8 protein-coding genes are annotated in these 14109 nt (G+C 39.0%); all 8 read right to left on the reverse strand.

Features of this window, described 5'->3' with window-relative positions; genetic code table 11:
• Nucleotide 1: 1 nt before the first annotated feature.
• The 8 genes from ACHWSC_RS12005 to ACHWSC_RS12040 all read right to left on the reverse strand — a co-directional run bounded on the left by ACHWSC_RS12005 (nt 2) and on the right by ACHWSC_RS12040 (nt 14106).
• A complete protein-coding gene (locus ACHWSC_RS12005) occupies nt 2–1108 on the reverse strand; it encodes an efflux RND transporter periplasmic adaptor subunit (protein ID WP_394676909.1) in 1107 nt (368 codons plus the stop codon).
• Between the two features lie 183 nt (nt 1109–1291).
• A complete protein-coding gene (locus ACHWSC_RS12010; RefSeq protein ID WP_070561742.1) occupies nt 1292–1654 on the reverse strand; it encodes a hypothetical protein in 363 nt (120 codons plus the stop codon).
• Between the two features lie 225 nt (nt 1655–1879).
• Nucleotides 1880–4177 carry a GH92 family glycosyl hydrolase gene (locus ACHWSC_RS12015; protein WP_394676910.1) on the reverse strand — a complete coding sequence of 766 codons (2298 nt, stop codon included), beginning with the start codon at nt 4175–4177 and terminating at the stop codon, nt 1880–1882.
• A 164-nt stretch (nt 4178–4341) separates the two neighbouring features.
• Nucleotides 4342–6264 carry a RagB/SusD family nutrient uptake outer membrane protein gene (locus ACHWSC_RS12020; protein ID WP_394676911.1) on the reverse strand — a complete coding sequence of 641 codons (1923 nt, stop codon included), beginning with the start codon at nt 6262–6264 and terminating at the stop codon, nt 4342–4344.
• Between the two features lie 19 nt (nt 6265–6283).
• A complete protein-coding gene (locus tag ACHWSC_RS12025; protein ID WP_394676912.1) occupies nt 6284–9538 on the reverse strand; it encodes a SusC/RagA family TonB-linked outer membrane protein in 3255 nt (1084 codons plus the stop codon).
• A gap of 160 nt (nt 9539–9698) precedes the next feature.
• The gene (locus ACHWSC_RS12030) at nt 9699–10400 is read right to left on the reverse strand and encodes a response regulator transcription factor (protein ID WP_394676913.1); all 702 of its coding nucleotides are present in this window, start codon (nt 10398–10400) and stop codon (nt 9699–9701) included.
• On the reverse strand, nt 10401–11723 hold the full coding sequence (locus ACHWSC_RS12035) for a sensor histidine kinase (protein ID WP_394676914.1): 1323 nt from the start codon (nt 11721–11723) through the stop codon (nt 10401–10403).
• Between the two features lie 88 nt (nt 11724–11811).
• Nucleotides 11812–14106, reverse strand: a complete 2295-nt coding sequence (locus ACHWSC_RS12040) for a GH92 family glycosyl hydrolase (protein WP_394676915.1) — start codon at nt 14104–14106, stop codon at nt 11812–11814.
• Between the last annotated feature and the right edge of the window lie 3 nt (nt 14107–14109).

Genomic DNA, 14109 nt, shown 5'->3' on the forward strand with positions numbered 1-14109 from the left:
CCTACAGTTTCCTCATTTTTGGATTAATCTTCATTCCACTACGTAAACTCTGAACTCCCTCATAGACAATCTTGGCGTTGGGATCTAAACCTCCATCCACAATGTAATAATGCCCCACGCGCGGGCCCGCTGTAAAAGGTGTCATTTTTACGGTACTATCTGCCTGTACAGTATAAACGTATGTCTTATCCTGAATTTCAAATACTGATTTTTGGTGTACAAAGGTCTGTTCCCCTGTCTGCATTGGCACTGCAATCTTACCTGTTGCACCATGCTTTAGGATATGCTCGGCATTGGGAAATTGAACTCGCAGGGCAATGGATCCAGTATTGGCTTCAAATTCACTTTCTACCAAATGGGCAATTCCCTCATGTGGATACAGCTCACCATTGGCCAAAATTAACTTGACCGATTTTTGCGTTTCCTTACCGTCCAGCTTATCGCGCATAAGTGTCAGATACTCCCTTTCAGAAATATCAAAATAAACGTTCACTTTGCTTAAATCGGAGATCGTCGTAATTAAGCTACCCTCGGTCAATAAAGAGCCTTCTCTCAATAAGATACGGTCTATACGGCCGTCAAAAGGAGCCTGTATAACAGTATAGTCCAATCTTGTCTGTGCCTGATTAACCAAAGCTCGGGCTTCTTCTATCTTAGAATTGGCCGCTTTTAATTGAATTTTCAATAAATTATATTCGGAAGAGCTCACAATATTCTTGTCAACCAATTTTTGAGTTCGCTCCATTTCCAGCTTAATCTTTTGTGCTTCGGCAATGGCATTATCATACTGAGCTTTAGCCTTGGCTAATTCCGAACGATATTCCTCATTATTATACTTAAACAGCATTTGGCCTTTCTTTACCCAAGCCCCCTCGTCTACATAAATTTTATCCAAAAAGCCATTCAATTTGGAACGAATTTCGACGTTTTTTAAGGCTTGAACATCCGCAATATATTCTTGATAAACAGTCGTATCCATTACCATTAAAGGTACTACAGGTATATTTTTGAGTTCTTCTTTCGGATCAGCGTTAGCGTTGGATGAATGACATGAAGCCAGCATCCCAACCATACCCACGAAAAGGCACAGTAAAAGTAATTTCTTCATAAACGATAAAAAATGTAAAATGTTAAACCCTCCTACGGTATTTTAAAATCAGTCGTTAGGAGAATGTGTTAGATGGGAGCTACAGCAATTCTATAGCGTAAAGAGCGGCCCAAAGCCTTCCTACCATATATAGAAATAAAACTAAATTGTTGCAGCCTCCGCTAGAAAATTAGAGGAGCGTAACTAGAATGGCCTAAAACGGGATAGGAAACGATAATACCCTGGTAAGCATAGGGTTTTAGATCGGTAAAAAGGATGTTCATCATCTTTTGCAAAACACAATGCCGTAAAGACGATTCCAAAAACAAAAATAAAAATTGGTAGTACTTGACTATTGAGTGAAAATATACGATAATCATCTTGCAATAGTACTTTTTCTTCTTGGGAAGAATGAATGGGTTCCAAATCCAATACGTCATCCAGAAAATACTCCACTATGGTCTCACCTGCATGCAGCACCTGTCCAGTTGCCGAGGAGAAAGACTCATAGGTCAACAGATTAAGGTATGCAAAGAGTGTTAAAAAATGAAATATTTTGCCTAACATATCGAAATTTCGAATCACAAAGGTATGACTTTAAATAGCTAAGATTATTTTATTCGTGTAAAAAAACCATGACAGCCTAAAAAATTAGCAGTCATGGTTTTCAAAAAACAAGTAATGTTCATGGTTTCCGCTATAAACCTTAAAAGATCAATTAAACAGTCGATACAATTACTTAGAACTAAAGTATCATTATTGAATTCATTATTGTCTATCAGAACTCAATCTTTATTTTCCTTTTATTTTTTCGTTACTAAAGGAATATGGAGCATCTTCTTTTTTTGTACCTCTATTTTTATTCGGTGCTTCGCTCATTTTGAAATCAAGTTTGGCACCCTGCAATAAATCTTTATAACGGATATAATTATGATTATAAGGCTTTCCATTCCAAGTTAGTTGATCTACGTAGACCTGATTTGCTCCCTGTTGTTTAGCTTGGATATTCACTTTTTTCCCATTTTCGAGATTTAGTGTAACCTTATCGAATTGTGGTGAACCAATCACATATTCGCCCGAGGCAGGAGCAACGGGATAAAATCCCAGCGAAGAGAAGACATACCAGGCTGAAGTCTGCCCGTTATCTTCATCACCACAATAGCCGTCTGGTGTAGGCAAATAAAGTTTATCCATTATTTTGCGTACCCAATATTGTGCTTTCCAGGGCTCTGCAGCATAATTATACAGATAGGGCATATGTTGGATAGGCTGATTTCCATGCGCATACTGCCCCATATTCATCACCTGCATTTCACGCATTTCGTGGATCATTCCGCGACTTTTCATGCCCTCATAACTCGGAATAACAAACACCGTATCCAACATGGACACAAATGATTTATTACCACCCATCAAATTAATTAAACCCTGAGGGTCATGGAACACACAAAAACTCCAATGCCAAGCATTTCCCTCCGTATATTCTCTTGACCAGGCACTTGGATCAAAATCTGAGACGAACGATCCGTCTGCTTTTTTCCCACGCATAAGTTTTGTACTTGGGTCAAACAGATTTTTATAGTTCATCGCGCGTGTTGCATAAATAGCTGTTTCAGCTTCCGGTTTACCCAATGCTTTGCCGAATTCATAAATACACCAGTCATTGTATGCATATTCCAGTGAACGTGCAACATTTTGGTCTACTTTTACATCAGCAGGTATATAGCCCAATTTATTATAATATTCATAACCGAAGCGTCCCGTCGAAGAGTGTTTCGGATAGGCATTATTGGCCCCATGCTTAAGCGCTTCCCATAACAGGTCTTTATCATAGCCTTTCCGATCAGTCATCAAGGCATCTGCAACAATAGAAGCAGAATTGTTTCCAATCATCGATGCACGATGTCCCGGCGAAGCCCACTCCGGAAGGTAACCACTCTCTTTATACGCATTCACCAAACCTTCCTGCATCCGATCATTCATCGACGGATACAATAAGTTCAACAAGGGAAACAAACTTCTAAAGGTGTCCCAAAAACCTGTATCTGTAAACATTTCGCCAGGCAGGACCTGCCCATTGTAGGGGCTATAGTGCATACGCTTGCCTGTTCCATCAATTTCAGAAAAATCCCTCGGAAAAAGTGTTGAACGATAGAGGCTGGAATAAAATGTACGTAACCGGTCAATATTATGGTCTTCAACCTGTACTCGCCCAAGTATTTCATTCCACTGTGCCTTACCTTCGTCAACAACCTGCTGAAATGTTTTGGACTTCACTTCTTTTAGATTAAGTTCTGCCTGCTCAAAACTTATAAAGGAAGAAGCAATACGGGCGGTGACCTTTTCCCCTCTTTTCAAGGAAGAGAAACCAACGACTGCTCCGGCGTGATTGTCCTGAATTTCCAATTCGTCTTTACTTATCGCTCCGCTTTTAACAGCAGCTTTGTAGGAGAATGGTCTATCGAAAGTAATGACGAAGTAATTCTTGAAATTCTCTGGAACACCACCGCTATTTTTTGTTGAATACCCGATAATCTTATTTTCCTGCGGAATTACTTTAATATAAGACCCCTTATCAAATGCATCAATAATAACATAAGCACTGTCTGTTTTGGGGAATGTGAACTGAAAGATTGCTGCCCGTTGTGATGGAGACAATTCTGTTGTCACATCGTGATCCGCAAGGTAGACGCTATAATAATAAGGTTTTGCAATTTCCGCTTTATGTGAAAACCAGCTCACCCGCTTTTCCTGATCAAATTGCGGTGTGCCTGTTATTGGCATGATTGAAAACTGACCATAATCATTGTTCCAGGGGCTTGGCTGGTGGGTTTGCTTAAATCCTTTAATTTTATCTGCCGTGTAAGTATATACCCAACCATCGCCCATATTTCCAGTCTGCGGGGTCCAAAAATTCATACCCCAAGGCCGAGCGATCGCAGGATAAGTATTGCCATTAGACAATTCATACTTCGATTCAGTACCGATCAAAGGGTTAACGAAATCAACAGGTGAGGTTTGTTGCGCCATTCCAGCATGCGTCGCGAATAGAAAAAGAATACTACCTGTTAGTTTTTTAATATTAAACATAAATAAAGCGTTTGGTTAAGCTTAAAATTATTAGCAAAAAAGCTAAAACGTATTAGTAAATATAGGTAAGAAATTTAAATATAGTAGATTACCCAGGTCTTTTCCACAAGATGGTTACAAAAAAACCGCAATCAAATGATTGCGGTTTTTATATCACACAAATACTACCACCCAGGGTTCTGCCCTAACGAGGGGGATTTTTGGATCTCTGAGTTTAAAATAGGAAATAAGTAATGAGTCGGAGCAGTAAAAACTCTACTTTCAACAAAGAAACGTTCCATTTTATAACGTTTATCACCGATTTGGATTTTACCATTTACATCTTCAACAGCTCTCATGCCATTAATCATATTTTGAAGTTTCGGATAAGCTGTATTATTATTCTTCCAGTAGTTTATACTTCGTTCACTATTTGTACTACCTGATGCAGTAAAGGTCTGGTATTTAGTTTTCTCCACCGAACTACTGGGCTCTAGATATAGGCGACTATCAAAAGCTCTCTTATTCTCATAGAAGAATTCGACCCTTCTTTCACGGTAAATGTACTCACGCATCAAATTTTTATCAGCAAGTGTTGTCAAAGGCATTGGTGCCATAAAGGATCTAGATCTAACCTGATTAATTAAATCATAGATCTCTTGTGTTGGTCCATCAACTTCGTTAACCGCCTCAGCATAAATGTAAATAAAGTCTGGCAAACGCCAAACTGGAGGCGCACTAATGATAACACTGCCATTCTTATTCCAGGCTTCCTGCAAAAATTTCCTCAGATAATATCCAGTGCGGGTTGCATTATTCGCCCCAATCTGATCGGCTCCACTTGCAATATTTGTCTGAGAAGGATTATTGTTACCTCCGCGGAATGCTGCACCATGAAATATAATGTCGCGATAAAAGCGTGGATCCCTTTTTACTGAAGTGTAAGGATTTCCATCATCATATCCATCTTGTTTAGCCTTGGCACTATAAATCGGGTAACCAAAGCCGTCTGGCGACAGATACTCATACTCATCTACTTGCTCCTGAACGGGCATCTGACGAGCTCCGCCGCCTCGACTTGGCGGATATACATCACCAAACCACCCCTCTCCTTTATAGCGCGTAAAAAACAAAACATACTCATTTTTGAACGCCTCCATATCATAGAACATCTGCCAGAGACGTGTATAAACTGTTGAGTTGCTCGTGTTTTGACCACCGCTATCACCAAAATCGGTATTTGAATATTTCTGATACAAACTATAACGTTTTCCACCTGCAACCTTACTTTCAAGAACTGCCTTAGCGGCCTCTTTAGCTTTCACCCAACGCTGAGGATCATATGTAGCGTATTCGGACTCAAACTTACGTGTCCCATTATAACCTTTTGCGGCAGCTCCATTCCAAAGTGGTGTAGCGGCCATCCACCGTGCTTCTGCAATCAGCCCAAGACATGCCCCTTTATCGATACGTCCAAAATTCTGCCCTTCCCATTTTTCCGGGACAGCATTATATGCTGTTGTTGCATCAGCAACAATTTTGTCAATAACTTTATGAACTGACTCACGTTCGAAGTTCATATTTTCAGTTGCCGTAATTACATGGTCTATATAAGGGATCTCACCATATATACGAACAGCCATTAAATGAAAGTAAGCTCTTAGGAAATAGACCTCGCCAACGCGCATAGGAAGTGAGCCTGGTTCCAGGATATCGTCTGGTGTACTGTACTTTTTTATTCCTTCCAAAATGACATTGGTTCTACGGATCCCGTCAAACATACTACTCCAAAATTGCCCGTTGTCTCCTGGTAGTTCATTGATATTCCAATCGCCGGTATTATATCTATTCGTAATATTTCCCTCTACTGTAGAACCTTCGGCCTCATCGGTTATTGCAGCACTCGAAAAATGATAGAACCACGAAATAGGTTGATTGACACCTTTAGCCTTAGCATACACATCCGTAACGAGCTGATTTACTTTCTCATAACGAGTAAAAACTTCATCTTCCCGAATTTGATCGTCGGGTAATTTATCCAAATATTTGTTGCAACTTGCGATCACAGTAAGAACCACACCTGCCGTAAAAAAAAGTATTCTTTTCATCTTCAATACATTCATAAGATTAGAAATTAAGATTTATTCCAAAGTTGTAGACTTTGAGAATCGGGTACCAATAACCGCTCGTATTTCCCATCTCAGGATCTATACTTAAGTCCTTTAAACCTGACCAGGTAAATAGGTTCATCCCTTGCGCATAAACGCGTAATTGGTTCAAACCAATTTTTTTAATAAGATCTTTCGGTAAATTATAACCAATCTCTATATTTTTGAGCCTTAAATATTTAGCATCATATAAAAACAAACTACTGTTGCTATTTTTATTATTCTCGGAATTGCCAATATGTAGAGCGGGGTAAGTTGCAGTTTCGGCCGTTTCCGGTGTCCAACGTCCCATATGAATTGGTCGAACGGAGCCGAGTTTATCTTGATCAAAAGTCGGGAAATCCCATACAGCCGCATCTTTCAATAAAATTGAAGAATTTAACGCTCCTTGAAACAAAAGACTAAAATCAAAACCCTTGTATTGCAGAGATATTGGTAAACCAAATTGAATCTCTGGGCTCCTAGGATTTCCCATCACTGTGCGATCCCCTAAATCTGTAATTTTACCATCACCGTTCAAATCCTTATATACGACATCGCCTGGTCCTACTGTTCCCCAAGGTTGAAAATTACTCTGATTTAATTTGTCCGCCTCGGCCTGATCTCTAACGAAGTGATCGAAAACATAGACAAAATTTTCATAAAGTCGTTTGCCCGTTGCTTGTCTGTATTCATATTGTCGTGGCACCTCTTGTCGGTAGATCAACTTATTTCTAGAAAAGGTGAAATTAGGTTTTAGAGAAAATCTGAAATTATCCCCAATCATGTCTGAATAACTCATCTCAATATCAATACCACGGTTGCGGACCTTTCCAATATTGATCAGCGGAGAGCCTTTACCAACTACGCCAGGAAAACCAATGTCATCCGCTCCTAGTTCGGTAATAATATCATAACGATAATCTTCAAAAACATCAATACTAAAGTTCATCTTATTCTTTAAAAAGCCCATATCGAGACCGATATTGGTTTTTCTAGATTTCTCCCATGTTATATTTTCGTTTGCCAGGCGTCCTTCACGAAGGCCACTTAGTCCATTGTTAAAATTCTGTTCCCCAAAACTATAACCATCTCCTCCCTGAAAAAATGCGAGATATCCGAATCGAGCGTCACCTGGCATTTTATCGTTGCCCACAAGCCCCATCGAGGCTCTAAGCTTTAAAAAGCTAAGCCAGTCTTTGGTATTAGACATAAATTTCTCTTTGCTAACCACCCAACCCAATGCTCCAGCAGGGAAAAATCCATAACGTTTTCCCTCTATAAAATTTTCAGATCCATTGTAACCAAAGTTAAATTCCGCTAAATATTTTTCTAGATAATTATAAGTAAACTGCCCTGTCATACCTTGATAACGAATATCAACACTGGCTCTTGAATTTGTCGCATCATAGACAGACTGGCTTGAGCGATTGAAAAGCAACATCCCAGTTACATTATGCTTATCGTTAAATAGACGATTGTAATTTATTTTTCCTTGAATGAAAGTTCTATTAAAAGGACTACTTTGTGTAAATGAATTTCCAACGGTTTGATCTACCGTATATTTGTTCCCATTTCTGTAAGTACCCTCATAGTATTGCGGATTCATAAAAAGATCGATACCATCTGTAGGCTGAAAAGTTGCATAATTGGGATATACCCTATATCCTTCACTATAGGTACCCAACTCGCGTCGGACCCATTGTTGCTCTCTAGCATCATAGGAAAATATTCCGTCAACAGAAAGTCCCTTGGTAATAAAATCCATATTCCAGCCGGCAGCAAAACTGCCTTCCAAATAGGTGTTTTTTTCTGTATGATATCCTGATCTAGTCAACTCCCCAAGAACATTAAATCGGTAAATTTGATTACCAAACAACAAGCCCGAGGGATTATTCAGCAGATACCCCTGCGTAGAAGGTTGGCTATTGGGTTCAAGAATGATGGGTAAATACGGGGGCTGTGTCATTGCCAGAGTCATCAATCTACTTGCGGAAGTTCCAGGTGAAGTTCGATTGGTAATACGAGCACCTAAATTGAGTTTTACCCACAAGTTTTTAGTAATGTTGACATCAATATTGGACCTAAAATTATAGCGCTGAAATTTAGGAGAAACATTATATTTAGATAAATCAACATGGTCATAATTATTATCTTGTCCCATGTAACCGCCCATCACAAAATATTTCGCAATATCATTACCACCCCGTATTGATAGATTATATTCGTGCTGCGGTGCAGTTCTAAAAATATAATCGAAATAGTCCCAGTTATAACCTAACCCGTCCGAATTATCACCCTTTGCCCTTCGAAAATTGTTTATAGCATCCTGACTAAATAATTTCAAGTTATCGATATTTCCACCAGACAGCTTCGCATCATTCATTAACGCTTCATTGTAGAGAGTCGCGTAATCTGCAGATCCTAAAAGCTTCGGCAATTGTGCAGGTGTATTTAGTCCATAAGACGCTTTGAAGTCTACGGTTGCTTTATCGGCGGATTGTCCTCGTTTTGTGGTAACAACGATAACCCCATTCGCTCCACGAATTCCGTAGGGTGCCGTAGCTGCTGCATCCTTCAAAATGGAAACAGTCTCAATTTCGTCTGGAGCCAAATAGCTCATATCGCGTTCAATTCCATCCACAATTACAATGGGGGATTGATTACCATAAGTTGACTTACCACGAATAAACAATTCTGAACGATCTACTCCTGGCTCACCTCCAGCATATTGGTTGACAACCAGTCCTGGTAATCTTCCTGCAAGCATGTTATTAATATTTGCTGCAGGACTCTGTACAAGATCCTTAGTCGTAATCGTTGCGACGGCGCCCACAACATTTCTTTTCTTCTGTGTTGTGTATCCAACAACCACAACATCCTCTAATGCTTTTACATCTTCTACTAGGCTAACCTGTAGCGTTGACCTTCCGCCCGCCACAATTTGTTGAGGCTGAAAACCAATATACGAGAAGGTCAATACCGCATCCTTATAGGGAATTTCTATTCGATACCGACCTGATGCATCTGTTTTCGTTGATTTGCCACTCGCCTTAACCACAATGGTGACACCTTGCAAAACTTTCCCTGTCGAACTGTTTAAAACTGTTCCCTCTACAATAATACCCTCTTGTTGGAAACTGAAGTGGCTAGACGCAGCTTTCAATTCGGTCCACAAATTGAACGTGCTACACACCGAAAGCGTAAAAAATAATGGAATTACCTTTCTTTTCATAAATAATAATTAATGATTGGTTTACTAATACAACAATTGGTCGTCAATCAGTTACTTCTTTGAAATGAACACCCCTCCAAAGAAAACAACCTTAAGCTGATAAACTAATTCGTTTTAGTAAAATTAAAAAGAAAGAAAAGAGAAAGTTGTTAATCGATTGTTAATGACAATTATTGAAATCGACCTCTAAAATAAATCCCACTTTGTAAACAGTTTTAATAGCAACATACCGCGATCTTTTCAGCATTTTTCTAATCTTGCATATAAAAACATCAAGACTTCGTCCCAAAAAATAATCGTTATCTCCCCAAAGAGCGAGTAAGATCTCTTCTCTTTTCAAAACAACATTCGGTTTGTTTGCTAAGAATGTCCAAAGTTCGAATTCACGTGGTGATACTACCTGCCGAGATTTATCATTAAATTCTATTGCAAGTAAATTACGGTTAAGTTTAATGTCACCAATATTGAGTTGTAATTGACAAACAACATGTTGCTTAACCATATAATTTTGAAGTTTCAGAGACAATTCTTCAACATCAAACGGCTTTGTTATATAATCATTGCCCCCTAGACGGAGGCCCTTTAATCGATCTGGTTTAGACAGTCTTGCTGTAAGAAAAAGCACAAACTGGTTTTTATTTAACTGAGAAATATATTCAACGAATTGAAACCCATCCCAGTTGGGAAGTTGTATATCTACTACAAGGATATCATATTTATCAATCTTATAATAAGATATTCCCTCTTCAGCAGACATTGCATGACTAACATCAAATCCGAAATTTGACAGATAATCTATGAGCATTGTCGCTAAATCAAGATCATCTTCAATCAGCAATATATGTCCATATTTTGGTATCATCTATTTTATTATTGGTATTGAAATAGAAAATGTTGTTCCAGGTTGGGTATCTGATTTAACGTCAATTTTCCATCTATGAATCCGCATGACTTCCTTTACGAAAAAAAGCCCCAGGCCCAGCCCATTTGAAGAAGCTTCTTGTTTACCCCGATATCCCTTCGTGAAAATATACGGCAATTGGTTATGTGAAATACCTATTCCATTATCTTGTACAGTCATCACCACCGTATCTCTAGCGCCAATACTCAAACGAATATGAATATGCTTTATTCGCTCTTTATTATACTTCAGGCCATTATCGACCAAATTGTTTACCGCGGTAACAAACATAAATGGGTTGACAAGCACCCTAGCCTCTTTAACGTTTTGATCCACTAAGATTTGAATCGCCACACTTTCTGATACTAAAATCGCAAGATCTTGTTCTAATTGATCCATAAGTTCTGCCAAAAAGTGTTCCTCTATACTCACCTCTTCTTGATTAAACACACTCAAATCAATCGCTTTGTTAACTAATCGATCCAAACGGTTTATCTGACGCATCAAGGTGTCCAAAGTTGTTGACATTTTTAACTTATCATCTTTCGAAACTTTTACCGCTAAATTGGTTAAACCAATTCGTATGGTTGTCAATGGTGTATTGAACTCATGTGTGACATTGTTAATAAAGTCAGAAGCCATTTCTGCCATTCTTTTTTGCTTTATCCAGCTACTATATGTCATCAAATACAACCAAACAATACCAATTATACAACAGCCCGACAGTAATAATAATGGGAAAATGGATCTTAATACAGAAAAATTTGTATCAATATTTCCAACGTACAACGTAAAAGCCACACGATTTGACATCTTACTATTTGCAGTTATTGCAATCGACGATACTAGGTTGTCTTTGTCAATAAATCTAAATTCCCCTCCAATAGGAATATGCTGATCTATGCCAAAGTCCAGGATTGGTATAAAGGTCTTCGCATCAAAAGTCACCGAAACATCTCTCAACACAATGGCATAACCAAAGCCTTCGCCCAAATTGACTTCGGATCTTATGACCTGAAATAGGCTATCCATCGCAGGATGATTTCGAAGCCTCATTATCAAGTTCTTCGCGATACTATCTTTCAGACTATTGAAAGCATTTCTATCGTCTTGATAATAAGCTCTCAGACGAACTAAATGAGGCATTAAGGTTGAATCGACAAGTTTCTGTCCGCCCGGGAATATCTTATCGTTGGAAATATGCTTATCGTAAACAACCTTAATTTCCTTTTTTTCTTTTTGAAATAGTTCGCCTCTTTTGATCTCATATGATCTTGCAATCATGAGATATTGTAATATCAAAAACAAAACTAAGCAACAGATAGCTATCCATTTATATACACCTGACCGTCTCATTTTTGCAAACAGACTATTATTTATTCGGTTTATTGCTCATCTCGAAGATTAATTCACCGCCATTTACAATGCTACTATAGGGTAGTAGCAAATCAACTAATTTTCGTCCATTTAAAGACACGGATTTAACGTAAACATTCTTTTCAGACTGGTTACGGGCAACTATAGAAAGACTGCGTCCATTTTCAAGATTAATCTTTGCCGATTTTACCAAAGGACTGCCAATCCAATAATTATCTTCCCCAGGTGCCACTGGGTAGAAACCTAATGCAGTAAATAAATACCAAGCAGACATTTGTCCACAGTCATCATTCCCTCCTAAACCCGCATGACCATTATGATACTGATTGCGTATGATTTGTCTTACACGTGCCTGAGTTTTCCAGGGGCTCTTGGTTATATTATACAAGTATGCCACATGATGGGAAGGTTCATTTCCGTGCACATAATTTCCGATAATACCATCCCGGGTAATATCCTCCGTATGTTCAAAATATTTATCCGGTAATTCCATGGTAAACAGTGAATCCAAATAAGACTCTAAACGTTTTTTGCCTCCCATTAATGCCATCATTTCAGTAGGTTGATGCGGTACATACAGGCTGTAATTCCATGAATTACCTTCAATAAATCCTTGCCCATGTGTATCCAAAACATCGAATTTCTCCTGAAATTTACCCGCTGAATTCTTCGGACGCATAAATCCAATAGCGGAATCATAGAGTGATTTCCAACTTTCAGCCCTTTTGGAAAAAGTAGTGTAAATATCCTCTTTTCCCAATTTTTTCGCTAATTGCGCTATACACCAATCGTCATACGCATACTCCAATGTATTAGAAACAGATGTTCCCGATACATCTGCAGGAACATATCCCTTATCTATGTAAGCCCCAATCCCCTCGTACTGACGTGTATTTGCTGTTTGTACACAAGCTGCTAACGCAGCTTCCGCATCACCTTTGTAAACACCTTTGAGGATAGCATCAGCAATAACCGATACGGAATGATAGCCACTCATGCACCAGTTATCATTTGCATAATGCGACCAAATCGGCAAGATCTTCAATACACTCTGGTCATAATGAGCCATCATGGATGCCACAATATCTGCATTCCGAGAAGGATTAATTAAATTCAACAGCGGATGAAAGGCCCTAAAGGTATCCCACAATGAAAATGATGTGTAATTCGTAAACCCTTCGGCACGGTGTATTTCCTGATCCAGCCCCTTATATTCACCATTAACATCCATATAGACTGTTGGCATTAAGCTTGCATGGTACATAGCTGTATAAAAATTGACAAGGTCTTCCTTATTCAACATTTCAGCTTCTATCTTATGCAACTCCTTTTCCCAGGCGTTCTGCCCTTGCTTAACGTAGCCGTCAAAATTCCAGTCCGGAGCCTCAGCCTCCATATTGGCCAAAGCATTCTTCATGCTTACTGGACTTAAAGCTACTTTCAGAAGGATGGCCTCTTGTTCTTTTGTATCAAAATCCAAGTGAAGCTTAATATTGTGCGCTGCAAGATCAGGGAAATTGTTTTGTTGATCAAACTTACGCCAAAAACCATTATAGACAGATTTTCCATCTTCATATTTAGCACCGTAATTCTTAAAAGCTTTTGATGTCTTTATTGCAAAGTATACGGTGCGGGTTCTTGACCAACCGTTTGTCTGGCGGTAGCCTACCAGGGTTGAATCGTTCAAGACCTTGACAACGGTCCAAACATTCTTGCCGTCATAATTATAGATCCCAGCAGTTAAGTCTACAATAAGATGTGAAGCATTCGATTCTTTGAACGTATAACGGTGTAGTCCTACACGTGTTGTTGTCGTTAATTCAGCTTTAATCTGATGTTTATCCAGTAAAACACTGTAATAGTTGGCCTCAGCCCGTTCGTTGGCATGCGAATATGGTGATCGATAACCATCTTGTGGTCGATCAGCTGTACCCGGGTTTAATTGGACTTTTCCTTGTGTCGGCATGATCTGTATATCACCAAGATCGGAGTGACCTGTACCGCTAAAATGCGTATGACTAAACCCAACAATCGTCGGATCATCATACTGATAACCAGCACAATATTTATAAACATCGCCGTTATACCGCCCATTGACAGCATACGATAATGTATCCGTATCAGGGCTTAATTGTACTGCGCCGAATGGAACTGTCGCCCCAGGAAAAGTATGTCCCATTTTCGCCGTACCGATGAGCGGTTTGACATACTGAACTAATTTCGTTTCTTGTGCCTTTAATAGATATGGGACACTAATTAATCCCAAAAAGACTAAACTTCTGATATTCATCGC

Origin of the sequence: uncultured Sphingobacterium sp., from assembly GCF_964277905.1 — a bacterium.
GTDB lineage: Bacteria > Bacteroidota > Bacteroidia > Sphingobacteriales > Sphingobacteriaceae > Sphingobacterium > Sphingobacterium siyangense.

Excerpts from the sequence above, each read along its gene's own strand:
- ACHWSC_RS12005 (WP_394676909.1), bottom strand. The coding sequence starts at position 1,108 with ATGAAGAAATTACTTTTACTGTGCCTTTTCGTGGGTATGGTTGGGATG.
- ACHWSC_RS12010 (WP_070561742.1), bottom strand. The coding sequence starts at position 1,654 with ATGTTAGGCAAAATATTTCATTTTTTAACACTCTTTGCATACCTTAAT.
- ACHWSC_RS12015 (WP_394676910.1), bottom strand. The coding sequence starts at position 4,177 with ATGTTTAATATTAAAAAACTAACAGGTAGTATTCTTTTTCTATTCGCG.
- ACHWSC_RS12020 (WP_394676911.1), bottom strand. The coding sequence starts at position 6,264 with ATGAAAAGAATACTTTTTTTTACGGCAGGTGTGGTTCTTACTGTGATC.
- ACHWSC_RS12025 (WP_394676912.1), bottom strand. The coding sequence starts at position 9,538 with ATGAAAAGAAAGGTAATTCCATTATTTTTTACGCTTTCGGTGTGTAGC.
- ACHWSC_RS12030 (WP_394676913.1), bottom strand. The coding sequence starts at position 10,400 with ATGATACCAAAATATGGACATATATTGCTGATTGAAGATGATCTTGAT.
- ACHWSC_RS12035 (WP_394676914.1), bottom strand. The coding sequence starts at position 11,723 with ATGATTGCAAGATCATATGAGATCAAAAGAGGCGAACTATTTCAAAAA.
- ACHWSC_RS12040 (WP_394676915.1), bottom strand. The coding sequence starts at position 14,106 with ATGAATATCAGAAGTTTAGTCTTTTTGGGATTAATTAGTGTCCCATAT.